Origin of the sequence: Chryseobacterium sp. JM1, from assembly GCF_000737715.1 — a bacterium.
Taxonomy (GTDB): Bacteria; Bacteroidota; Bacteroidia; order Flavobacteriales; family Weeksellaceae; genus Chryseobacterium.
Map to the genome: position 1 here is coordinate 403,843 of NZ_JPRN01000002.1, position 25,087 is coordinate 428,929.

General features: G+C 39.2%; 20 protein-coding genes. 10 read left to right on the top strand and 10 right to left on the bottom strand.

Annotated features, from left to right (window positions below):
• Positions 1-3: 3 nt before the first annotated feature.
• Positions 4-2,958: a SusC/RagA family TonB-linked outer membrane protein gene (locus tag IW22_RS03995; protein ID WP_034724298.1), complete on the bottom strand. Its 2,955-nt coding sequence runs from the start codon at positions 2,956-2,958 to the stop codon at positions 4-6.
• Positions 2,959-3,693: 735 nt separating this feature from the next.
• On the opposite strand from IW22_RS03995, the gene IW22_RS04000 reads away from it, so the two are divergent.
• The 6 genes from IW22_RS04000 to IW22_RS04025 all read left to right on the top strand — a co-directional run bounded on the left by IW22_RS04000 (position 3,694) and on the right by IW22_RS04025 (position 9,462).
• Positions 3,694-4,257, top strand: coding sequence for a hypothetical protein (locus tag IW22_RS04000; RefSeq protein ID WP_034724299.1), 564 nt, complete (start codon positions 3,694-3,696; stop codon positions 4,255-4,257).
• A 12-nt stretch (positions 4,258-4,269) separates the two neighbouring features.
• Entirely contained in the window at positions 4,270-4,746 is a 477-nt protein-coding gene (locus tag IW22_RS04005) for a hypothetical protein (protein WP_034724300.1), read from the top strand.
• 183 nt (positions 4,747-4,929) lie between these two features.
• Positions 4,930-5,700: a sensor histidine kinase gene (locus tag IW22_RS04010; protein WP_034724302.1), complete on the top strand. Its 771-nt coding sequence runs from the start codon at positions 4,930-4,932 to the stop codon at positions 5,698-5,700.
• Positions 5,697-6,341 carry a response regulator transcription factor gene (locus IW22_RS04015; protein ID WP_034724305.1) on the top strand — a complete coding sequence of 215 codons (645 nt, stop codon included), beginning with the start codon at positions 5,697-5,699 and terminating at the stop codon, positions 6,339-6,341. Before IW22_RS04010 ends, IW22_RS04015 begins: the two co-directional genes overlap by 4 nt.
• Before the next feature lie 1,199 nt (positions 6,342-7,540).
• Positions 7,541-8,386 (top strand): caspase domain-containing protein, encoded by an 846-nt coding sequence (locus tag IW22_RS04020; protein ID WP_034724306.1) that lies wholly within the window; start codon positions 7,541-7,543, stop codon positions 8,384-8,386.
• Positions 8,387-8,451: 65 nt separating this feature from the next.
• The gene (locus tag IW22_RS04025; protein ID WP_051891030.1) at positions 8,452-9,462 is read left to right on the top strand and encodes a trypsin-like serine peptidase; all 1,011 of its coding nucleotides are present in this window, start codon (positions 8,452-8,454) and stop codon (positions 9,460-9,462) included.
• 98 nt (positions 9,463-9,560) lie between these two features.
• Here the strand turns inward: IW22_RS04025 and IW22_RS04030 are convergent, their stop codons facing one another.
• The gene (locus IW22_RS04030; protein WP_034724308.1) at positions 9,561-10,052 is read right to left on the bottom strand and encodes a hypothetical protein; all 492 of its coding nucleotides are present in this window, start codon (positions 10,050-10,052) and stop codon (positions 9,561-9,563) included.
• Positions 10,053-10,706: 654 nt separating this feature from the next.
• On the opposite strand from IW22_RS04030, the gene IW22_RS04040 reads away from it, so the two are divergent.
• The 4 genes from IW22_RS04040 to IW22_RS04055 are packed head-to-tail and all read left to right on the top strand — an operon-like array spanning position 10,707 to position 12,606.
• Positions 10,707-11,216 carry a hypothetical protein gene (locus IW22_RS04040; protein WP_034724310.1) on the top strand — a complete coding sequence of 170 codons (510 nt, stop codon included), beginning with the start codon at positions 10,707-10,709 and terminating at the stop codon, positions 11,214-11,216.
• Positions 11,213-11,560 (top strand): tRNA-binding protein, encoded by a 348-nt coding sequence (locus IW22_RS04045; RefSeq protein WP_034724311.1) that lies wholly within the window; start codon positions 11,213-11,215, stop codon positions 11,558-11,560. Before IW22_RS04040 ends, IW22_RS04045 begins: the two co-directional genes overlap by 4 nt.
• Before the next feature lie 14 nt (positions 11,561-11,574).
• Positions 11,575-12,276, top strand: a complete 702-nt coding sequence (locus tag IW22_RS04050; RefSeq protein ID WP_034724312.1) for a 3'-5' exonuclease — start codon at positions 11,575-11,577, stop codon at positions 12,274-12,276.
• Positions 12,277-12,279: 3 nt separating this feature from the next.
• Entirely contained in the window at positions 12,280-12,606 is a 327-nt protein-coding gene (locus tag IW22_RS04055) for an SUF system Fe-S cluster assembly protein (protein WP_034724315.1), read from the top strand.
• Between the two features lie 633 nt (positions 12,607-13,239).
• Here the strand turns inward: IW22_RS04055 and IW22_RS04060 are convergent.
• The 8 genes from IW22_RS04060 to cysK all read right to left on the bottom strand — a co-directional run bounded on the left by IW22_RS04060 (position 13,240) and on the right by cysK (position 25,020).
• The gene (locus IW22_RS04060) at positions 13,240-14,076 is read right to left on the bottom strand and encodes a sulfurtransferase (RefSeq protein ID WP_034724316.1); all 837 of its coding nucleotides are present in this window, start codon (positions 14,074-14,076) and stop codon (positions 13,240-13,242) included.
• A gap of 193 nt (positions 14,077-14,269) precedes the next feature.
• Positions 14,270-15,118, bottom strand: a complete 849-nt coding sequence (locus tag IW22_RS04065; RefSeq protein WP_034724318.1) for a hydroxymethylglutaryl-CoA lyase — start codon at positions 15,116-15,118, stop codon at positions 14,270-14,272.
• Between the two features lie 191 nt (positions 15,119-15,309).
• Positions 15,310-16,839 (bottom strand): TSUP family transporter, encoded by a 1,530-nt coding sequence (locus tag IW22_RS04070; RefSeq protein WP_228383993.1) that lies wholly within the window; start codon positions 16,837-16,839, stop codon positions 15,310-15,312.
• Positions 16,840-16,841: 2 nt separating this feature from the next.
• Positions 16,842-19,718 carry a TonB-dependent receptor gene (locus tag IW22_RS04075; RefSeq protein ID WP_034724320.1) on the bottom strand — a complete coding sequence of 959 codons (2,877 nt, stop codon included), beginning with the start codon at positions 19,716-19,718 and terminating at the stop codon, positions 16,842-16,844.
• A gap of 135 nt (positions 19,719-19,853) precedes the next feature.
• A complete protein-coding gene (locus IW22_RS04080) occupies positions 19,854-21,527 on the bottom strand; it encodes an NADPH-dependent assimilatory sulfite reductase hemoprotein subunit (RefSeq protein ID WP_034724321.1) in 1,674 nt (557 codons plus the stop codon).
• Between the two features lie 18 nt (positions 21,528-21,545).
• Positions 21,546-23,249 carry a sulfite reductase flavoprotein subunit alpha gene (locus tag IW22_RS04085; RefSeq protein WP_034724322.1) on the bottom strand — a complete coding sequence of 568 codons (1,704 nt, stop codon included), beginning with the start codon at positions 23,247-23,249 and terminating at the stop codon, positions 21,546-21,548.
• A complete protein-coding gene (cobA, locus tag IW22_RS04090) occupies positions 23,239-24,084 on the bottom strand; it encodes a uroporphyrinogen-III C-methyltransferase (RefSeq protein ID WP_034724323.1) in 846 nt (281 codons plus the stop codon). Before cobA ends, IW22_RS04085 begins: the two co-directional genes overlap by 11 nt.
• Before the next feature lie 24 nt (positions 24,085-24,108).
• Positions 24,109-25,020: a cysteine synthase A gene (gene cysK, locus IW22_RS04095; RefSeq protein WP_034724325.1), complete on the bottom strand. Its 912-nt coding sequence runs from the start codon at positions 25,018-25,020 to the stop codon at positions 24,109-24,111.
• Between the last annotated feature and the right edge of the window lie 67 nt (positions 25,021-25,087).

The following is a 25,087-nucleotide window of genomic DNA, read 5'->3' on the forward strand; positions in this document are numbered from 1 at the left end:
TTTTTAAAAGTTTAATTTGAAGCCTAAAGAAACGCTTGACAGCAATGAATATCGGTATGCATCTGATACTCCGGTTAAGGACGCTCTCGGATCATACCCTTTTCTTTTAGACCATAGGTAAAGATTATTTCCTGTGACATATATTTTCAGCCCTGAAAGACCAGCCTGTTGTGCAAAACTCTCCGGCAGCTGATACGATAAAGTGACATCCTGAAGGCTGATGTAATCCGATTTAATCAGATACAGCGTAGAATTCCCGTTCTGATTGGTTGAGGTCAGATCTACTCTTGGCAGGGCTGCATTCGGGTTTTCCGGTGTCCAGGTTTTGCTCAGATCCGTTGAATAATTGGAAGCATACGTATCTGAATGGAATAAAGATCTGTAGATGTCATCATAGCCATAGCCTCCGAACTGGTAGGCAAAATTAACCGCCAGACTGATCCCTTTATACGTAAAATCTGTCCCGAAACCACCATATACTTTAGGAATCGCTGATTTTCCGGTGTTATAGTCTGTCGCCTCTTTATAATTATTGGTAATCGTTCTTTCCTCTCTTTGTGTCGCTGGGTTAAATACTGTTTTATACCATTGTGCATCCCCGTTTCCAGGATTTACGCCTGCAAATTCTTTCAGATAGTAGGTATATCTGTCGCCGCCTTCCGACAGAATAAACAGACCGCTTACAAGCCCTGTATTTCGCTGCTCAGCAGGTAGTTTCGTGATTTTGTTTTTGTAATGGGTCGCATTTCCGTATACATTCCACTGAAGCTGCTCTGAACGGAGAATTTCCAGATTCAGATTGGCCTGAACTCCTTTGTTGATCATATCTCCGATGTTTCCGTATTTGATAAACGAACCTGCGTTGGATGGAGGCAAAGGAAGCGCATAGATCATATCTGAGACTTTTCTCTCAAAATAATCGGCATTCAGATTAATTCTGTTTTTTAAAAGGGAGATTTCAAATCCGGCATTCCGATTTTTAGAAGTTTCCCATTTCAGATCTTTATTTCCCTGTTTTTTAAGGGAGAGAACTGGTTTGTCATCTCCAAAATTGTTGATTCCGTAGATATCCTGATAGGCATAATAATCTCTTGCAGAACCGTCCAGCAGGATGTTATCATTTCCCTGCTGCCCGTAAGATGCTTTTAATCTTAATGAATTGATAACGGTGTTGTCTTTAAGGAAATCTTCTTTAGCCACATTCCAGGCTACGCCCAAACCGTAAAAATTACCCCATCTGCTCTCCGGAGAAAACACGGAAGAACCGTCTCTTCTGATATTGGCATTGAAGAAATATTTACTGTCATAATTATAGAGCAATCTCGTAAAATAGCCTTCCACAGCATACTCATAACCATTTCCGGATAAATCTGTGATTCTTACGGCATTATCAAAAGACAACGAATTGGGTAATAAAAGCTGTTGCTTAGTTCCTGAAAAACCGTCATTTTTTATTTTATTCAACTCATGTCCCGCCAGAATATTGAAGCTGTGTTTATCAAATTTCTTCTGATACGTCAACAATTGCTGGTGGTTTAAGGTATATTTAAAAGCAGATCCCATATTGATGTTCCCTCCTACCGATGAAGAAGTTCCTCCCAACGTGTTTCCGAACTGAAGGTTTTTTGTATTTTCCAGATAACCTCCGAAATTGTAGGTGAAGTCTAATCCTTTGATAATTTCATAGTTCAATCCTAAATTAATATTCGTTATATTGTTGGTTGTCTGCGATTTATCATACTGAAGATTCCCTACAGGATTTTCAAAAACGGCGTAAGATCTTGTAGCCCCATTAGGTCCCTGCCCATCTCCGTAATCATATAATACCTGCCCGCTGTTGTCATAAAGAATATTGTAATTGTTATCCCTTAGAAAAACGGGATAAAAAGGTGCTATATTTCTCGCAAACTGAAACGGATTGGAAAATCCACCTGTTTCTCCAAAATCCTGTTTGCTGTACGTATAGGAAAGACTGCTGGTCAATTTTAATTTGGAAGTAATAGTATAATCCAGATTGGACCTTATCCCAAATCTTTCAAATCCTGATCCGATAAGATATCCCTTATCATCTAGGTAATTTAATGAAGTATACGATTTTACCTGGTCGCTGTTTGCTGTAATTCCTATGCTGGCTTCTCTCCTTAATCCCTGTTTAAAAATCAGTTTTTTCCAGTTGTCCTGGTATAATAATTTAGCATCAGGATTAAATACCCCATCCTTTCCGATGAGTTGGCTAAAAGGTACGTTGTAAGCATTATACCCTAATTTATTCAAAGCTGCAAGGCCTACATCATGAGGACTTGTTCCGGAAGAAACTGCTCCAGGCTGCGTTAATCTTGCCACTTCACCCACTCTTGCGCGGTTATAATACGCAGTATAATAATCCTGTGGCGATGTATACACCGAATAGTCTTCAATCGACCTGAAATTCACCCCGGTTTTCACATCTGCTTCGATGTGGAGGCCTTTGGACTTACCTCTTTTCGTATTCACGATGATCACCCCGTTTGCCCCTCTGGAGCCATACAGAGCATTGGATGAAGCATCCTCAAGAAAAGAAATGCTCTCGATATCCGAACCCGGAATGCTGTTCAGGTTTCCGTTGTAAGGGATTCCATCAAGAACAATGAGTGGGTCACTCGATGCATTAATGGAACCTATTCCTCTCATTCTGATGACAGGCTGTGATCCCGGCTGACCGGATGATATCACCTGTACCCCGGCTACTTTTCCCCCAAGTCCCTGAAGGATATTTCCATTTTGAAGATTAGCCAGATCTTTGGTTTTCAGTGACTGTACCGATCCTGTTATTTCCTCTTTTTTCTGCTTTCCGAATGCGACTACGACCACTTCCTTGATGGCCTGTTCTTTCGAAATACTGTCTTTTTCCTGTGCAAAGGCAAATTCTGCAACCAGAATCAGGGCCAATGCACCGATTTTACACTGTGTTCTCCTCATTATATGAATTTTAGATTTAAAGTTGAATGAATGCATTGCTGTTTTTCCCTCCGGTCAGGGAACAAGAATCCCCTTCTCCCTTTTTCAGGGAGATTGTCAGATAGAAAATGTTGAAACTGACAGGAGATTACCTGTCTTAAGAAATTTTGAAATTACTTCTCCTTAATTCCTACAGCAATGTCTGTGTTTTTGAATTTTAGACCTTGGTCATCATTCCGCACATCATACCATCAAAACACATATCGTGAATGATAAGATGGCGCTGTGAAAGGCATACACTTCCACAACAATTCTGAGTGATTATCCCAGCTTTATTGATGTATAAGTAAGAATTAACTGAATTTTTATTCATGAGAATAAATTTTAACTTTTTTTAACTGTGTCAAAAGTATTTAATTATTCACGAACTCAATCAAGTGAACGTATGAGATAAATCATATAAGTCCACTAAATTAGTAGACTATTAAAAATACTTAAACGATTTGTGAATTAATTGTTTGCCTCTTTATGTAGAAACCCCTCAATATATTTTTTGAAACAGCGGTATCACTTTTCCGGTTTCAGATATAATCTTCTGAAAACCGCACTGGATCAGCATTGTTCTAAAATGATTTATGTTACTGAAAATCAAAACAAAATGTTGTAAATTTATTAAGCGTAAAAACAGTGTTTTCCCCCTTTTGTAGAGTTAAGCAGTTCCCTAATTTTGTTTTATAAAATTAAAAACCATAAAAAATGAAAACTCCTTTTCTAGTCAAAAATCTAAGACCGCTTCTGGCTGTTCTTATTTTAAGTTTTTGCACGTTAAGCTGCACCCGCTGCTCCAACCCGCCTACAGAACCTGTAAGCGACAGCTACAAAAAGAAGCTGATCAGCTACAAGGAAGGCAAGATCCTTTATGATGAATATACCGTAACCAACAATGCCGTTCTTACCAAATACCGAAATGGAGATCCCGATTCCCGCTGGTATTGGTTTTCTGTAGAAGATCTGGAAGGCTATCTTAAATATGTAAAGGAAACTGCCAAAAAACAGAATCTGAAAAACCCGGGAATCCGAATTTACATGGGAAAATATCCTATAAATCATCCTAAAAATAAAATGGCCAAGCCAGAGTATGCCGGCTATCAAACCATCTTTTTAGTTCCTACTGCTAAGAATCTGAAAAGAGATTCTGCAGGAAATATGTCCAGAACCATGAGAAGCACCGATGAAAATTTAAATGTACAGGAAATGGAAGTTCTGAATATGACCAATCTTGCTCCTCCACCAAAAGTGTCCACAGCAGATATGCCATAAAAAAATAAAGCCATGAACTGGAATATAGAAATCGGGAAGCAAATCACCATGATTATATCTATCTGCGTGATGGTTTTTATGGTCATCAAATACAGAAAAATAGGGAAAGAGAATTTATTTTTTATTGTTGGGTACATATTATTTACAGTAATTGATATTTTTTGTTATTTCTATTTTAAATCCACCAACCTTTCTACCGAAATATTTTTCGTGATTGGCTTCTTAATGATTGTATTTTTCCTCTATTTGCTGTATTATTTTCAATTGCTCTATTGGCCGGTTCTGAAAAAAATTCAGTTAATCCTGTTGATCCTTTTTGTAATCAATATTATCGTAATGTTTTATATAGAGGACGATCTCCTGCATCATTTTTCATTTAATATGCTGTATACGGATATTCTTTTACTGATGTTTTCCATTATTTTATTTTTATATCAGACTTTTAATTCAGATAAAATACTGGATCTTAATAATTATCTGCCTTTCTAGATTTCAGTCTCTTTACTGATTTTATTTATTGGAAGTATTCCTATTTTATATTTCAGAACCACCGTATCCCAGCATATTTATTTCTTTATCTTATTTATGCTAAACCTTATCAGTAACGGAATACTTGTCCTAGGACTAATTTGGAACAAACAGGAGAAACTCAGATAAACATCCTTTTGAAGCATGGAAGAAAATAATTTGGTTATCACCTTTACCATTACTTTACTGATCGTTGTTTTGACGATGATCTTCATCTATGTGGTCTTTATCAAAAAGAAAACGACCCTTCTGATCGAGCAGAAAGAAAAGGATATGCGGTTTGAAAAAGAACTGGCGACTTCACAGGTTGAAATAAAAGAGCAGACGCTCAACTATATCGGCCAGGAGCTGCATGATGATGTGGGACAAAAACTTTCTGTGGTTCGATTGCGGCAAAATCAACTGATTTCCAAACTGAAAAATGCTGAAAAAGAAGAACTGAACGAGTTGAGTGAATTGTTGGGAGAATGCATCCAGGACATCAGAAATTTATCCAAAACACTGATTACCGAACAAATCATTCATTTCGGACTGACAGAATCCATTGAAAGAGAGGTCAAAAGAATACAGAAATTAAGATTATTAAAAATAGATTTCATCACCCAGAAACAGGATATTGATATCTCTCCCAAGCATGGCCTGATTCTCTTCCGGATCATTCAGGAAAGCATTAATAATATTTTAAAACATTCCAGAGCAAAAAATGTGTCCATACAATTGGAAGATGACCATAACACATTACGAATCAACATTTCTGATAACGGAAAAGGATTTAACACCTCCAAAATACAGGACGGGTCGGGACTGAAAAATATGGAACTGAGAGCGAAACTTATTCACGCCGAATTTTCCATACAGTCGGAGCTTGATAAAGGAACACAGACCTCTATAACCTATTACAAACACATCATATGAAAACCATTCCCATAGCGATTGTAGATGACCATACTTTAATGTCCAAGGCATTGGAAAATATGATCATGGAAAACCCTCAGTACAGTGTGATCATGAATCATCCCAACGGAGAAGATTTTATTGCCGCCATAGAAAAAGCTTCAGAATTACCCGCTGTAGTCCTGATGGACATCAATATGCCTTATAAAAACGGTATAGAAACCACAGAATGGCTAACCGAACATCACCCGAACATCAAAGTGATTGCCCTCACCATGGAAGATGACGAAAAAATACTCATCAAAATGCTGAAGGCCGGAGCAAAAGGCTACCTGCTGAAAGATATGCAGCCATCTATATTATTCCAAGCCATAGATACGGTATTTGATAAAGGAAGCTTTTATACTGATTTTGTCGCCCAAAAATTATTGAAAGTAAGAACAGAAGACTTCAAAACAGCCTCTCTCCTATCCGAATTAAAAGACCGGGAAAAGGAATTTATCAAATGGGCCTGCAGCGAGCTTACCTATAAAGAAATAGCGGATAAAATGTTCCTAAGCCCCAAAACCATTGATGGCTACAGAGATTCCGTTTTCACCAAACTGGAAATAAAAAACAGGGTCGGCCTCGTTCTTTTTGCTTTAAAACATGACTTGTGCTGATTTTATCTTTCCTTTTAAACTAACATAGTCCAAAAACCATTATAACTCAATCACGCATCCGGTAGATTTTTACAATTTGCCGGATTTTTTCGTTCCCTTCCATTCGTCTTATTCCTAAAAGAAAGTGGCTACCAAGCTGAAGAAAAAAGCTTACTTATTTTTCCTTCCAAATACCCGCAATCATCTGTGTAAATCTGTGAAATCAGTGGTTAATTTTTAAAATTCAATTGTAAAAAACATAGATCTTTTTTCACGCAAAGTTCGATTATAATGGCGTATACTATTAGTTGAGCAAAGGAGGAATCAATTTCTTTGATTCGACTAATCAGACGTTTTACCCATTCGCTTCATCAGCGACGTAGTCGAACTCTTTGCCTTCCTCAAAACTAAGCACTCCCTAAATTAATTTTTGCTTGAAAAAAGAAGTATTTCTATCCACCAAATACCTGTAATCATTCGTGTAAATCCGGGCAATCAGTGGTTAATTTTTAAAATTCAATTGTAAAAAACATAGATCTTTTTTCACGCAAAGTTCGATTATAATGCTGTATAATATTAGTTGAGCAAAGAAGGAATCAATTTCATTGATTCGACTAAGCAGACGTTTTATCCATTCATTTCATCGGCGACACAGTCGAACTCTTTGCCTTCCTCAAAACTAAGCACTCCCTAAATAAACCTTTGCGTTAAAATGAATTTTATTCTTAAAACAAAAACCTAAAAACATCAACACAATCATCTGTGCAAATCCGTGAAATCTGTGGTTAATTTTTAAAATTCAATTATAAAAAAACACATCTCTTTTTCTCTCGCAAAGTTCGATTAAAATGGCGTATACTATTAGTTGAGCAAAGAAGGAATCAATTTCATTGATTCGACTAAGCAGGCGTTTTATCCACAAGCTTCATCAACGACGCAGTCGAAACCTTTGCCTTCCTCAAAACTAAGCACTAAGTAAATGATCCTTTGCGTTAAAATGATTTTTTTTCCAAATATCCACAATCATCTGTGTAAATCCGTGAAATCCGTGGTTAAAAGAATCAACACATCAGAAAAGGTGTTTTACCTACCACACAATCAGTCCTTTCCCTCTGTTTTTCCTCTTTTTAATTATGGAATTTTGTCCTGTAAAACTAATCCATGAAGGCCGAACCCGAAAAGCCGAAACAGAGTAGGGACAATTTAAAAAACTAATCGAAATGAAAAAAGCACTCGTCGTAGGAATCAATGACTATGCACCTATAGGATCAGGAGGACCGGACTTAAACGGTTGTGTAAATGATGCCAGAGATATGGCCAACACTTTGGTAATCTGTGGATTTGCTCCAGCCAATATTAAAATCCTCACCAATCAGAACGCCAAAAGAACCAACATACTAGACTACCTTAAAACACTGGTAAGCAGTAGCGTAAAAGGAGATTCACTGGTCTTCTATTATTCCGGACACGGAACAAGGGTGGCCAATATCGGGGCAGATCTGGAAATAGACGGACTGGATGAAGCGATTTGTCCACACGATTATGCAAGCGCAGGAGTTATCCGTGATGATGACTTTAAAGCCGTACTCAGCAAACTTAAAGCAGGCGTGAATCTGGAAGTTATTTTCGACTGCTGCCACTCAGGAACCGGAACCAGAAAACTGGATCTCGGACTGGATCTGGAACTCTCTTATGAAGCGCCCCGTTTCATTCCGCCAATGCTGGAAGATGAATTTTATATGACTTACGCCAGCGAATTGCAGTCTTCCAAAAATTCTAAAAAAATAATGACCATGACCAAAGCTCTGGTTCCTGTAGCCGGCCTCAATCATACGTTATGGGCTGCCTGTAAAGACAATCAGGTGTCTTTGGAAGGAAATATGAGCGGACAGATAAGAGGCTATTTCACTTATCATTTCTGTAAAGTACTTCGCGCTACCAACGGAAATATCGTAAGAAAAACACTCGACAAACAGGTTGCGATGGCTTTAGCAGCTATGGGAGCCGCCCAGGTCAACCAGACAGAAAGCATCACCGCAGAATTTTCTCAAAAAATATTCTCATAAAACCACTGGCGGAATCCGAAAAGCCATCCAAAGAGTAGGAAAAACTGATTAAAAACTCAATAATCATGTCTAAAACTGAAAATACACAACCAATGACGGCGGAAGAAGTGTCAAGACTTAAAACCGTTAAAGCAAAATCAACCGAAAAACTGGCGAATGCCGAAAAAACGACCAACCAAGGACCTGCCATGGAAACCATTGACGGACGGTCTTACCCAAAAGGAATGAAAACAGTCGGAATATCTGCCAATGAAAAGGCAGCAGAAGGAAAAGGCCTTGAAACCGATCACTTCTATCCGACCCATTCAGATTTTGAATATCAGCCAAAACTGGAAGCGAAAAAAGACCGCAAACCAAAATTCATTGAAAGAGAATCTTTCCTAACCACAGAGGGGGTAAAAACTATATTCGGTCCCGATCAGAGAAAAGTATATAATTCTACGGCTTATCCTTGGCGATGCGTAGGAAAAGTAGAAAGCGCATTAGGCTCAGGAAGCGGAGTGATGATCGGTCCGAGACATCTTCTTACCTGCGCCCATATCGTAGACTGGAAGGCTAACAACAGCACTGGCTGGTTAAAATTCACTCCAATGTACTATAACGGAAGTGCTCCATACGGAAGCGCGTGGGGAACATTGACTTATTACAAATACAAAGTAGCTGGACCTACCATCGATTCTACGGAAATTCAATATGACTACGTAGTAATTGTTCTGGACCGACGTATGGGAGACAATATAGGCTGGATGGGTGCAAAATCCTACACTGATGCATGGGATGGAAAGCCCTATTGGACTCATGCAGGTTATCCGGGAGATTTAACCGGTGGACAGAGACCGACCTATCAGACAGACATTGCTTTAGATGGTGATTTCTGGAGTGCTGATGACAATGAAAGCATGAGCCACAAAGCGGATATCTGGCCGGGACAAAGCGGCGGCCCGTTCTGGGGATACTGGGATGGTATTCCTTACGCTGTAGCTACCCAAAGTGCCCACAACCCGAGTGAAAACTTTGCGAGTGGTGGTTCAGATCTCGTGAATCTCGTGATCAAAGCCCGAAACGAACATCCTTAACCAATTTTTTCTCTTTATACGAAGAGCCTGATCCCAAGTCCAGGCTCTTTTTTATTCTCTCTCATGTATTCAAAACAAATACATTTTACATTCCCCGATTATAAAATTACTTTTCTAATCCAACTTTCCTCATCAAAACTTCTATCAAAATTTTTGAAAACATCAATTTCACCTGATTCCATTTTTTCAATATCTAATTCAAACCCTTCATGAAAATAATCCCGGTTTTTAATTAATTCATACCATCTTTGAGGCAAAACAAAATTATCATACTGTATATATTCCTGTAATAAGTTTGTGAAAATAAAATCTCCATCTGCGAAATAGGTTAAAGAAAAAGTAGGCTCAAAAGTATAAGCATTCAACCGGCTGTAAGAAGTTGAAACAATCACCGGGCAATTCTCCAGATAATCACACAACTTTTCTCTAATTTCTGGTGTATAGAATCCGTTTTGCTGAAAGTCTTTTATTGATGGATATTCATTATCAACATTCTCATCTTCTGAAAAAATTTCTTCTTTAAAAAAAGAAATCCCTCTAAGACTCCATGATGTATAATCCACTATATCATCTATATTACTTAAATTCATATTTACTCAGTTTTTGTAAAACATCTTTCCCTTTCATTGTAGAGAAATGTATTTATTTTCAATATTAAAACTTTTACCATGTAAATGAGCTGTGGGTGAATCAAATAAAAGATTTTTTATAACACCAACTGTAAGTATAGTTAAAAGCAAGAGTAAAAAATAAACGAAAAAGTTTATCAATCGTTGTCTATTATCACCTTTAACAAAAGTCTTAAACCCTAAACCAGATATAACAATAATTACTGTAAATACGATGTAAGAAATTATAGATTCATTTAACTTAAAAAAGAAGAAGATTACTAAAATATCTACTAATGCAATGATCCAGCTTAATTTAAAAATTTTGGAAGGGAATATGTTTTTTCCCAACATTACATAAATTGAATTTGAAAATATAATTATTAGCAATACTACCTGTAAGGCTGCATTCATATGTAAGAAAATAATATTTAAAAATATAAAAAAAGAAACATATTCGAAAAAGAATAAAACTACATTCTATTAAAATTGAATTCTTCAAAAAATTAAGAACAAGCAACTGAATTTTGATATCTTGCAATCAATTTTGTCAATAAGAATCGCTCTTCTTTTTTCACTTCAAAACACTACCAAAATTTTCAATATTTTAATACATTTGTTTAAAACATATTCTGAATGAATTTCGAGCAGATCAATTTACATCTTGAGGCTTACAAAGAACACGGCCAGATCCTAGATGCCGCGAAATTTTTGATCCATTCTTTTGAACTGGAACATGAAAATTTTGCCGGTTTTGGTTTTAGGGAAGAACTCTCGCCTACCTCTATGCTTTTAACAGCTGAAGGAGAATTGGGAGGGCCTCAAAAAGTAATGATCCCTAAGAATTTATTTGATTTTGATCTGAATCTCGTCCTGAATATGGTGGCCCACGAAATGCTTCATGTACGGCAAAAAGCTCCCGGACAGGTCATTGAAGATAAAAATGAGCGGGAATTCCAGGCGTATTATGAAATGCTTTTCCATAAAGTCTTTCCGCAGGTTCCGGAAGTATCCGATTTTCACAAAAAATTCTTTGGAAACAAAGCACTGGAATATTACAGAAGGATGGGCGAAGGATCAGAACTGCAACAAAAATATGCAGAAGGGAAAATAGAAGTAGAATACTTAATCAATTCATTATCATGACGATAAAACCGGAAATATACTGGACAGACTTTGAGAAAATAGATATAAGATGCGGAACCATAGTTTCCGCCAATGATTTTGAGAAAGCAAGAAACCCTTCTTATCAATTGGAAATCGATTTCGGAGACCTTGGCATTAAACAGTCTTCAGCACAGATCACTTCTCTTTATCAGAAAGAAGACCTTGTAGGAAAACAGGTGATGGCTGTCGTGAATTTTCCAAGAAAACAGATCGCTAATTTCTTCAGCGAATGTCTGGTACTGGGCGTTTATGGAGAAGATAAAAAAGACGTTACCCTTTTAGCTCCATCCCTTCCGGTAAAAAACGGAATGCAGGTAGGATAAAAACACAAACACATATGATACAGCACATTCCATTAGAAAAAGTTTTATTCCTTGATATTGAGACCGTTCCGGGATCCGGTTCGTGGGAAGAACTTCCTGAAACCGAACAGAAACTTTGGGACAAGAAAACCAGATTTCAGAGAAAAGATGAGGTGACCGCTGCAGAATTTTATGACCGGGCAGGAATTATGGCCGAGTTCGGAAAGATTATCTGCATTACGATCGGAATGGTAGAAAAGAATGATACGTTAAAAATTAAAAGCTTTTCGGGTCATGATGAGAAAAAAATGCTTCAGGAATTCGGGGAACTCTTCAATAGTCCAAGGCTGAACAACATTATTCTCTGTGCCCACAATGGAAAAGAATTTGATTTTCCATGGATTGCAAGACGTTTCCTCATCAATGGAATGCAGCCTCCGGTTCCGTTTCAGATGTTTGGGAAAAAGCCCTGGGAAATCCCGCATATCGACACCATGGAGCTCTGGAAATTCGGGGACTATAAAAGTTTTGTTTCCCTGGAATTGCTGGCTCATGTCTTCGGAATTCCTACGCCCAAAGATGATATAGACGGTTCAATGGTTTCATCAATCTACTACATAGAAAAAGACTTGGAACGAATTGTGAACTATTGTGAAAAAGATGTCTTAACTTTGGCAAATGTTTTCCGGCGGATGCGTCAGGAAGATTTGTTGAAAAGGAATATCAATCTAGATTAAAAAATGAAATTTACAGACGATCAAATTGCTGACATTGGTGAGGAAATCATCAGGGTCTTAAAATCCGTATACGACCCAGAAATTCCGGTAGATATTTACGAATTAGGCCTCATATATGATGTACAGATCTCCGAGGAGGGCGATGTAAAGATTATCATGACCCTTACTACCCCGAACTGCCCGGTTGCAGAATCTCTGCCACAGGAAGTAAAAGACAAGACAGGAGAAGTGGAAGGCGTGAAAAGCGTAGATTTGGAGCTTACTTTCGAGCCTAGCTGGAATAAGGATATGATGAGTGAAGAAGCAAAATTCGAATTAGGAATGCTTTAAATTGAGGTAAGGAAGATGGAAGCGGGAGGATGGAGGTTTTGGTATCTCATACAATCACTCTTTTTCCTACTTCAAATACAATACAAAACCCGTAAATTTTCCGGGTTTTTCTGTTTTATATCAATACGTTTTTCTTTTGTAATGTTTTATAAAGGGAAGCAATTTCATTGATTCTGATGAAGAGAATGGCCTACACATCAGGTATTTTAAAATTTCACGCAGATGAATCAGATGAGGCAGATTTTTACTTCTTTAATCTGCTTAATCCAGATCATTTGCAAGAGAAAAAATTCAAACCATTAATGAGATGAGCGAAGTATGAGTCACTGGAGATTCTGATAGGACTGCATCCTATCTTGGGTTAAATCGCCACCTTGTGGCTGGTGTTTCTCAGCAGTTTTAACTTATGATTTCTTAACTATTCTTGTTCTATTCAATTACCTTAATGTTTAAGCGAGAATATGAATCTGTTCCATCAGCTCAATCAGAGGGACTAAAAAACAATCTTTTAATCTGCTCAATCCGTCTGATCTGCGAGAGCAAAAAAGAAATCATGATAAAATTTAAGAGCAAACTACCAGAAATAATAAGACAACTAGTAACTTCCAGCCTCCCGCTTCCATCTTTCTGTCTTTAAACTTCTCTCGCAATCTCCTTTCCTTCCCTCCTGCTCCATTCGCTCCACGAGCCTACATAAAGATCCGGAATAGGAAAACCAGCATAATTCAGGGCTAAAATAGTATGACACGCCGTCACACCGGACCCGCAATGGATAATAAGATGCTGAGGTTTGTCTTTTAAAAGTTCTGTATATTTTTGTTTTAAAACTTCAGGTTTCAGGAAGTTTCCGTTCTCATCCAGATTTTCAGAAAAAGGAATATTGATGGCTCCCGGAATGTGTCCTGCTACGAGATCAATCGGTTCAGATTCACCATTATAACGGTAAGCATCTCTTACGTCGACAACTGTTGAAGAATGGCTTAACAATTCATTTTCAACACTTTCCAAAGCTTTAACCGGAAGAAGCCAACTTTCTCTTTTAACGACAGAAGATTTTTCAAAAGATTCTTCGCCAGATGAAAATTCTACTCCGTTTTTCTCAGCAGCCTGAAATCCTCCATCCAAAACCTGTATATTTTGTAATCCGAAAGACTTCAACATCCACCAGGCTCTTGCTGCTGCATTAGCTCCGTTTTTATCATCATATATCACGACATGGGAGTCTTCTGAAACGCCAAGATTTGAAAGCGTTTGAGCAAATTTTGTGATATCAGGAAGCGGGTGTCTTCCTCCAAAAGCGGCATCTTCTCCAATGTCAGCCAGATCTTTATCCAGATCTATAAAACGGGCTCCTCTAATGTGCTTTTCAACATAAGTTTGATGGACGTCTTTTCCTACTCTGGCATCAAGGATGATGAGGTTTTCTGCTGAGAGGCTCTTTAATTCGGATGATGAAATGATGGGTGACATTGTTGGTGATTTTGGGGTTAAAATGATAGGTTTGGGCTAAAGCCAATTAAATTTTTAATACAGGAAAGCGGGTTAAAACCCGCTCCTATTGATTTATTTTGTCTCGCAGATTGCACAAATTATGCAGATTTTATGCTTTAAAAACAATTCTATCCGCTTTATCGCCCTGATCTGCACGAGCTTTATTTTTTATTTAAAAATGAAAAATATCCTTCGCCTTATTGTAAGAGCTTTCAAAATTCAGCAGATTCAGTTTGTGTTCTGCTTTTTCTACGCTCATAAAATTGATCACCTGTTCCGTAGGCATATTTCCTACCAGATCATCTTTAGCCATAGGACAACCGCCGATACCTTTAATAGCACTGTCGAATCTTCTGCAGCCTTTGTCATAAGCAGCTTTCAGCTTTGAATAAGAATCTTCATAACGGTTGTGAAAATGCCCTCCGAAATTGATCTCAGGGTATTTTCCTGGAATTTTTTCGAATAAAAGAGCAATTGTTTCAAGAGTTGCAACACCTGTAGTATCAGAAAGCAGAACATCTTTGATTCCGATTTCTGAAAATCTTTTGGCCCAGAAATCTACGTCTTCCCATTTCCACATTTCACCATACGGATTTCCGAAGGCCATGGAGAAATAGATATTCAACTGTTTTCCCTCACTTTTAACCAGTTCAAGCATTTTAATAATCTCATTAAAAGCTTCTTCCTGGCTTTTATTCGTATTTCTGTGCTGAAAAGTTTCTGAAATAGAAAATGGAAACCCCAGAATATCCACAGACTGATGTTTTAATGCTTTTTCGGCACCTCTGTAATTTCCGATGATTGCAGAAACTTTTGTATTAGATAAAGTTTTATCTATATTTTCGGCAACTTCATCAGAATCAGCAAGCTGAGGAATTGCCTTTGGAGATACGAAGCTAAGACAATCCAATATGTCATACCCAACTTCCATTAAAGAGTTGATGTAATCTATTTTTTTGTTTGTGGGGATAAATTCTCCCCAACCCTGCATTGCATCTCTCGGACATTCAGTTAGAAACATTGGTACTTTGATTTTCTCAAATATAATAAAAGTTAACAAGTTTATGTTAGCCTATTACAAAGCTAACATATTTTTGATTTTCAAGCTTTTATATATAATTTAAAATTTCGATAACTGATATTCAATTCCAGATAAGCTATTCAAGACATGGAAAACTTTGCTTTATCCATCATCTTCTTCTCCCAAAAAACTTAGATTAATGATTTTACAATGGTGATCAAGCTCATCACAATTACCACGACACCCACTATAGCAAACATTTTCTTAGCCGGAAGCCGCGACGTAAACATCGCTGAGAAAGGAGCCGTAAAAACCCCTCCAAGCAGAAGACCCAGCACAATGTTCCAGTGATGAATTCCGATGGTGAAAATAAAGGTTAAAGCACTTACAACCGTCAGTAAAAACTTAGCCAGCGTCGAACTTCCCACTACATACCGCGGTGTTCTTCCCTCTTTAATCAAGGTTCCGGTAACCAATGGACCCCAACCGCCTCCTGCAAAAGAATCAATAAATCCACCAACCAATCCCAATACTCTGAGATTGGTCCTCTTTTTCCGTATGTTTTTTCCTGATTTTTTATCCTTTCCTTTAAAAGCGTTTCTAAGAATATTGACCCCTAAATACAGGGTATAGCAGGCGATGATCGGCTTTACAATGTGAGCATACTTTTCTCCGAAATGAGACAGCGCAAATGCTCCGATAAAAGCTCCCACAGCCGCTACAGGAAATAAAATCCAAACCATTTTTTTGTTGACATTTCCCAATTTGTAATGGCTGATGCTTCCGGCAGCTGACGTAAACGACTCCGCTGAATGAATACTTGCACTGACCACCGGAGGCGGAACATTCAGCAGTAAGAGAATCGTGGTACAAATCACACCATAGCCCATTCCCATAGATCCAGCAACCACTTCAGCCAGAAAACCGGCCAGCAGCATCCAGTAAAAAATATGTCCGTCCTGACTCAGGAAATTCTGAATATCTCCAGACAGATTGAACTGATAAATAATAAGAGCCAACACCGCAACAAGAACGAAAACACCTATAATTCCGAGATAGATATTCGCTCTTCTCTGAACTGTTTTGGTGATGTTCATCAGTTTTTCCATCTCCAGCTTTGTTTCTTCAGGCTGACTATTTTTTTCACCCAAATAATCCGTGGTCAGCCGGTTCAGTTCTTTGACTTTGTAAGTAAAATCACCTTTTAACTGATTCCGGATGTTTTGCATATTGTCCAGTAGCCCCTCCATATCTTCATCAGGAATGGTTTCCGTTAAGATTTCCCGTAACCGTTTGGCCACAGTCGGAGATTTGCCATTGGTTGAAACGGCAATTTTAAGGTCTCCCTTTCTGACAATGGAACCCAGATAGAAGTCACACAAGCCCGGTTTATCAGCAATATTCACCAAGGTATTATTCTGATGGGCCCTGCTGCGGATCTGCTCAGCCAGAATAATATCATTAACGGCTACAATAGCAATATCAGCGCTGTTAAAATCATTATCCGTATACGATCTTTCATGCAGGGTAAGATTGGGATAATTCTGCTTCAGATTTCTAACCTGATCATTGATTTCTTTTGCGACCAGTTTAATACGTGCCTTGGGAGAATTGGCCAGAACGGATTCCAGCTTTTCCAGAGCAACGTTTCCTCCGCCAATGATAAGCAGTGATAATTCCTCGAGCTTTAAGAATATGGGATATAAAGAGTTACTCATCATATTTAAAGTTTTAGATCATAGGTGAATGCCACATAATACAACCCTCCGATTTCAGGTCCTGCGGCATATTGAAGGTATCGGCGGTTAAGAAGATTCGTTGCTCCGATTTTAACGCTGGCTTTTATTTCAGGGATTCTCCATGTTGCCTGAGCATCAATGGTATAATAGGAAGGAATATTTCCGGATGCCAGCGGACTTTCCCATAAGAAACTGTCCTGCCATCTTGCAGCCACTGTAAATCCGATGTTTTTGATAATTTCCCGGTTTCCAATGCTTAGATTGACCGCCCATTTAGGGGTATTGAAAGCCGTAATAAAAAGATCTGAAGTATTGGTTGAAATAAGGTCGTTATAAGATACGTTTACATTGACATTATAATTTTTCACGAGATTATAGCGGATGCCCAAAGAAGTCCCAAAACTTTTGTACTTACTGGTACTGTTGGTATAAACCCTGTAACGGTCCTGCTTGCTTCTGTCCAGCATCGCTAAAACAGCATTATCACTTCCGATATTTTCATTTTTAGGCACCGCCACTTCTACCTGTCCCAGAAAACCTTCATAGATGTTGTAGTAAAAATCCCAGTCGATGACCAGTCTGCTGTTGAATAAGGCTGATTTATACCCTATTTCAAAAGACGTCACCTTTTCCGGCTGTAATTTGGGCAGATTGGCCGCCGTTAAAATATTTCTGTTTTTCAATGCAGACTGATTTTGGTTTGTTCCTCCGTCTACGTCTTTATTTACGGCAGAAATAAACTGATCGATAGAAGCCAGTGTATAGGAGTTTTCAAGATAACCCAGTCCATCATTAGCTTTGGTAAGCCCGCCTACTCTTCTTACATTCCCGTTATTAACGAATGACAATGCTTCAAATAAAGAAGGAAAACGGTAGCCATTTTGGAAAGAAGCTCTGAAATTATGCTCATTAACCGGAGAATAAACCACACTCAGTCTTGGGTTTAATTTTGTCTCAAACTCAGGATTTCTGTCTGCGCGAAGGGCCAGATTCACTTTTAATTTATCCTGGAAAAAAAGTTTGGTAAGCTGCACAAATGCACCGTATTTCTGATAAATAACATTGTTCCCGAAGGTTCCGTCGGACAGAGGAATATTTCTTTCACTGACCGGTCTGTTAAAATCAACGAAGTTATTTCCGTCGGGTGTGATGCTGTAAAGACGGTAATCTGCTCCTGCTAAAAGATTGAAAATCTTTACAAATCGGGTGAAATCGTAAGTAATTTCGCCCTGATAAAAACGGGACTTCTGTTCAAGCTTTGCGCCTCCGGTAGCTGGTGCTCCTGCAATTCCGGAATTCGCTGAATCCCAGTTATTAATCCCGATAATGGTGTTTTTTAACTGCTCAAATGCTGCTGTTCCCGGAACTACACGGTTTTTATCTGCTTCCTGTCTCGCCAGAATAAAAGCATCATTCAGATTGATCCCTGAATTAAGCCTGTCCTGCAAAGTCGTCTGAAAAACATTTCTCCAGTTGGTATTGGAAAGATTCGTAAGATCCAGATTATCAGCCAAAGGCTTCAGATTATAAGAATCTCCGGTATTTTCTATGGACACATAGGCTCTGAATGTCAATTCTTTACCCGCCAGTTCCACTTTATGGTTCTGAACCGTTGCATTCTGTAGACGGATCTTGTTTCCCCTCTGAAAAGTGCCATCCAGCAATCCGTAACGGTAAACATACGATGTTCTCCATTCATCTCCGAAACGGTAGTACAATCCTGCATCAAACTTTATATTCTTCACTTCAGGACTTATCAGATCCTTTTCGTAATACCCCGTTCTTGATACATTGAAAGTGGTTGGTTTTCCATTGTAATTCACTTTTACCGATGTGCGGTTATTTCTTTCGTCACCATATTTATTCCAGAGATCTTCTGCAGGATTATCGGATAAAGAAAAATTGGGATTGGCGGTAATGAATGAATTGGGGTTCTGATCTGTGCGGTTATCCGAGATCCAGTCTACACCGCTGAAATAAGAAGCATTAACCTTTACGGCAAAGTTTTTATTGATGACTTTTGCAATTCTCACTGCACTTTCGCCCAAAGCAGCCGTTTTGTGATTCACATTATCGACATGATTTACTCCACCTCTGAAATACAGACTCACGCCTTCAGAAGTAAACGGATCTTTGGTCTGAAGACTCGCCAATCCGTTGACAGCATTCATTCCATACAGCGCAGAAGCCGCTCCGGGCGTAATCTCCATGGACTGGATATCCAGTTCTGTGGGACCTATGGCATTTCCCAGCGGAACACCTAGCGTGGCGGACTGTACATCTACTCCATCCACCAGCTGCATAAAGCGGAAGTTATTCGGAGAGTTGAATCCTCTCGAGTTGGGAACTTTTAAAGTAAGACTTGAGGTTAAAAGCTGTAATCCCTTCACATTCTCCAACGTTTCATAGAATGAAGCTGCGGGACTTTCCCGGATGGTTTTAATATCAATTTTTTCAATAGCAATCGGTGATCTCAGAATTTTTTCCGGAACACGGGAAGCTGAAATAACGACTTCATTGATGATGGTGTTCTGAGGATTTAATTCGATGGCAATTTTACTGGATAACGAAAGTATTTCGGCAGTATGAGCTGCGAAACCTTCTTTGGTCACTACGATTCTGAAAGGTATTTTCACCCTTGTTCTCAGGTTAAAATTCCCTTCCTGATCGGTTACTGCCGTATCCTGGGTATGTTCTACCTGGACCTGTACTCCAGCAATGCCTTTATGAGTGTCCGTATGTTTAATGATTCCGCTTACTTCGATAAGCTGCTGTGCCTGTAAAACGGCAGTAAAAGAAAGGGTCAGGAATAAGATCAGACTTATTCTCTGCTTAAGATATTGTTGGGATATGGATTTCACTTGTTTAAAATTTTAGAGTTAAAAATGATTTATGCGTCGTCAATTAATGAACAGCACATACACATTCGGATCCCTAAAAGATGATGGTAGTGTTTTCTGGCACTTTCCTGCCGGTAAAGAAGGTTGATCATATTTTTATTTTTGAGTTTGTAAATAGCGGTAAGAGAAGTCACCGAAGGTTTCCTCCGAATATCTTCTTTGCAAATAGATTCCGAAAAGTTTATCCAGGGTTTCAAGGATTTCTTCTTCGCCGATGTTTTCTTTAAATTTTGTATTGAGACGCATTCCAAGCCTGTCACCACCGATATGAAGATTGTATTTTTCGTAAGCTGTTCCTACAAATCCTATTTCGGCATTGGGCGATCTTCCGCAACCGTTTGGACAGCCCGTCATTCTGATGGTGATATTTTCGTCCTGAAGTCCGTATTTTTCAAGGATAGGTTCTATTTTCGTGACTAAAACAGGCAGGTAGCGCTGACCTTCCGCCAAAGCCAATGAACAGGTATTCAATGCCACACAGGCCACGGAGTTTTTACGCAACGCGCTGGCTTTTTCTGTATAGCCTGAAATCCCATGTTCTTTAAGGAGATTTTCAACTTCTGCCTTGTCCTCTTCGCGAATATCCGAAAGAATCAGATTCTGATTACAGGTGAACCGGAAATTCACGTTTCCTGTCTCCGCTATTTTCAACAACCCAGATTTTAAAGGATATTCCTCTATATCCAGAACTCTTCCGTGCTCTACAAATAAAGTGTAAAACCATTTTCCTTCATGATTTCGGGTCCATCCGTAGCGGTCTTTTCTCTGTTCAAACTTAAATTCACGGGCAGGCTCTAAAGCAAAGCCACATCTTTTTTCAACTTCATTTCTATAGCCTTCAATGCCCAGTTGATCGATTGTATATTTTAATCTCGATAATTTTCTGTCACTTCTGTTCCCGAAATCACGCTGTACGGTGATAATTTCATAGACTGCTTTCAGGAGTTTTTCTTCTGTGTCTACAAAACCTAAAAGAGAAGCCAGACGTGCATAGGTAGCCTCATTTCCGTGAGTAGCACCCAATCCGCCTCCGGCCGCGATATTGTAACCTACAATTCTGTCATCTTCAACGATGGCAATTAGTGCAATATCATTAATGAACACATCCACATCATTGTTGGGAGGAATGGCAATTCCGATTTTCAGTTTTCTCGGCAGGTATCTGTCCTGATACAAAGGATCTTCCTCTGTTTTTCTGTCGATTAACAACTCATCATCGATCCACAGATCATAATAGGATTTTGTTTTCGGAAGACACATTTCACTGATTTTCCCTGCCAGTTCATACACCACCTGATGCAATGGTGATTCAGATGGATTTGAAGTACAGGTTACATTTCTGTTCACATCACCACAAGCCGCAATCGAATCCAAGTGTTGTAAATTGAAATTCTGGATGGTAGGTCTTACATGAGATTTTAAAATCCCATGCAGCTGAATGGTCTGGCGCGTCGTAATTTTAATCACGCCTGTGGAATGGTTTTCTGCAATTTCATGAAGACTGGCCCACTGCTCAGAAGTTAAAAATCCTCCCGGAAGTCTTAACCTGATCATATAGGAATACAGCCACTCCAGTTTCTTCGCGACTCTTTCTTCGCGCCTGTCCCGGTCATCCTGCTGGTACATTCCATGGAATTTGATGAGGGTTTGGTCATCTTCTCTGATGGCTCCGGTAAAATCGTCCAAAAGGCTTTCCTTTAAGGTTCCCCTGAGCCCGTTGCTGCCGGTTTTTATCCTTTCTACCGGCGAAAGGTTATTCTTATCTGTCATATCTTATCCTTTAATGATTTAATACACATCTTTAACATATCTGCCGCTGAGTTCCAGCTCTTCAAGATAATTCTGTGCTTCTTCCGGGCTGTGTTTTCCCTTATCCTGAATAATGTTCAGAATGGTTTTCTCAACGTCTTTACTCATGGGTTCTTTGGCTCCGCAAACGTAAAGTGAAGCTCCGCCTTCCAGCCAATGATAGACTTCCTGTGCTTTTTGTTCCAGTTTATGCTGAACGTATATTTTTTCGGCGGTGTCTCTTGAAAAAGCAAGATCCAGATGCGCCAGCGTTCCCGTTTTCAGAAAATCCTGAAGCTCAGCTTGGTAAAGGAAATCCGAAACAAAAGTCCGGTCTCCGAAGAACAGCCAGTTTCTTCCTTCTGCTCCTACAGCATCTCTTTCGTAAAGAAATGATCTGAAAGGCGCGATACCCGTTCCCGGACCAATCATAATGATATCTTTCTCCGGCTTGGGAAGTCTGAAATGTTTGGCTTCCTGGATATAAAATTCGATGTCTTCTCCTTCTTTAAATTCTGCCAGAAAACCACTGCACAATCCGTTTTGCTTTTTATCATTGATGAAAAACTCAGACTTGGCGACTGTGATATGAATTTCGGTATCTCCGTGGGCTTCCAGTGAGGAAGAAATAGAATATAACCGCGGCGACTGGCCGGTTAAAACAGGGATCAACTGTTCAAATTCTTCAGCATTTTTTACAGGATAAATTCTCAGCAAATCGAGAAGACTTAATCGTACTTCCGGAATAGAATGTCCTGTGATCTGCGCATATTGAGCAACTGTTGTTTTAAGCAGATAACTGATATTAAGATGTTTGTGGAGCAATTCTTTTGCGCTGGCTGTAATTTTTGCCGTTTTAATCTGCTTTTCAGGATCAATTCCGGTTGAGCTAATCATTTCCTCAACCTCCTCTTTTGAATTGAAAGCAATCACACCCAATGCATCACCGGGACTGTACACCAGAGGTTCTTCGGTTTCTATTTCTATATGGTAGGTTTCCTTGTCAGAACCTATATCATTAAGGTTGATGATGGTTGAAATCTTTCCCTGATATTTTTTTCTTCCAGTCGATGTCTTGGTAGCAGCCGTAGTTTTCTGGCTGCTTTCTTTCGTTTTATGGGCAACATCCAGAATATGTTCTGCCCATGCATGAGCTTCCTGTTCATAATCGATGTCACATTTTTTTAAAGGAAGAATACGCTGTGCACCCAGTATCTCAAAACGGGAATCGATGTCCTCGCCTGTTTTGCAGAACAAAGGGTAGCTGGTGTCTCCCAAGGCTAGAACCCCAAACTTCAAATGACTGATGTTCAAATCATTTTCATGAATGTAGTCATAAAATTTCTTCGCCAGAACAGGTGGATCACCTTCTCCCTGGGTGCTGATAATGATGAAAAACAAATCTTCTTTGGCAAGATCTTTCGGTTTGTACTGGGAAAGGTCTGCCAGTTTTACCTGTACGCCTTTTTTCTTGATCACTCCCGCAAGTTCTACTGCCAGTTTCTTACTGTTTCCGGTTTCAGTGCCATACGCAAGGGTAATTTTCTTCGGAGAAACGGTATCGGCATCAATGTCCGACTGATGCTGTACAGCAGCAGATATTCCGGCAATTCCAGCGAGAAAACCGCTTGCCCAGACCGCTTCATCTCTTGAAAAATCTCCTGATATTTCTTTAAGGGCTTTTAATTTAGTTTCAGACAGCATATTCCAGTATATTTTGATGGTTTGAGACTAAGGTTCCGTTCGTTACAGATTTAAAGTAAATCCCTTCCTGTGTAGGTGATTCCAGCCAAGAAAATTCATCATGCAGATTCACCACTTTGCCTATCACCACCAATGATGGAGATACAAAGTCTTTATCACCCAAGTTTTGCTGAAAATTTTCCAGTGAAGAGGTGTAAACTTTCTGATAAGGTGTGGTTGCCTGTTCTATGATGGCTATTTTCTTATCCTCCGTTTTGCCCAAAGTCAGAAATTTTTCTACCAAACTGTTCAGGTTTCCTTTAGACATATAAAAAACCAGTGTGTCATCGGATGTTCCAAGCTCTTTCCAATAAGCATCGCTTAGAATTTCTTTTTTATAGTAGGTCAGAAAACGGACCGATGTCGCATATCCTCTGGCTGTTAACGGTATTCCTGCATAGGCCGCTGCTCCGGATGCCGCAGTGATTCCTGGGATAATTTCAAAGGCTATATGATGCTCTTTCAACGCTTTCAGTTCGTCCAAAACATTGGAAAAAAAGGAAATGTCTCCACCTTTGAGTCTTACAACGGTTTTCCCCTGTAAAGCATAGTCTACAATCAGGGTATTGATATGGGTCTGAGGAGTAGAAGCGTTTTTACTGCATTCTTTTCCTACATAAATGATTTCTGCATTCTTATTCGCGTAACGGTCTACTATTTCAGGACTTACAAGACGATCACACAGGATGATATCGGCTGAGGCAATGGCTTTTACGGCCTTTACAGTGATCAGATCAGGGTCGCCGGGTCCTGCACCCACAAGGTAAACCTTTGGTGTCGTATTCAGTTTTTTCATTTTAAATCTTCTTATGGATGTTATCTAGAAAAGTCCTTCGATGGACAGGTATCTTTCGCCCGTGTCGTAATTCACGGTAAGTACAGTGGCTCCTGCAGGGATCTGAGGAAGTTTTTTAGCAACCGCAGCTAAAGCGGCTCCTGTAGAAATTCCCACAAATAATCCTTCTCTTTTGGCGGCTTCTTTAGTGAATTCAAAAGCTTCGTCTTTATTGATCTGTACAATTTCGTCCAGCAGTCCGGTATCAAGGATTGACGGAATAAATCCCGCTCCCAAGCCCTGAAGCGGATGCGGTGCCGGAGCTCCTCCACTAAGAACCGGGGATAATTCAGGCTCTACAGCAATCACTTTGAGGTTAGGGAATTTCTGTTTCAATACCTGTGCAAGTCCTGTGATGTGGCCGCCGGTTCCTACCCCTGTTATCAGGTAGTCCAGTCCTTCCGGAAAGTCTTTCAGGATTTCCTGAGCTGTGGTTTCAACATGAACTTTAACGTTAGCTGGATTGTCAAACTGTCTTGGGATCCATGAATTTGGAGTCTCTTTTGCCAGTTCTTCCGCTTTTTCAATGGCTCCTTTCATTCCTTTTTCTCTTGGAGTCAGAACGAATTCTGCTCCGTAAGATTCCATAATTTTCCGGCGTTCCAAACTCATACTTTCGGGCATCACCAGAATAAGCTTATAGTTTTTTACAGCAGCAACAAGGGCAAGTCCGATGCCTGTATTTCCGCTGGTAGGTTCTATAATGACGCTGTTTTCGTTCAGCAAGCCTTTCGCTTCAGCATCTTCGATCATGGATAAAGCAATTCTGTCTTTGATGCTTCCTCCGGGATTGGCTTTTTCCAGTTTGATCCAGACTTCATGTCCGGTATCGAAAAGCTTATTAATTTTTACGACCGGGGTATTTCCGATGGTTTCTAGTGTGTTTTGGAACTTCATACCGATTCAATTTTATATTGTTTTTTGTTGTTACTTATGTGATGATCTAATTAGTTTTAAAACATTG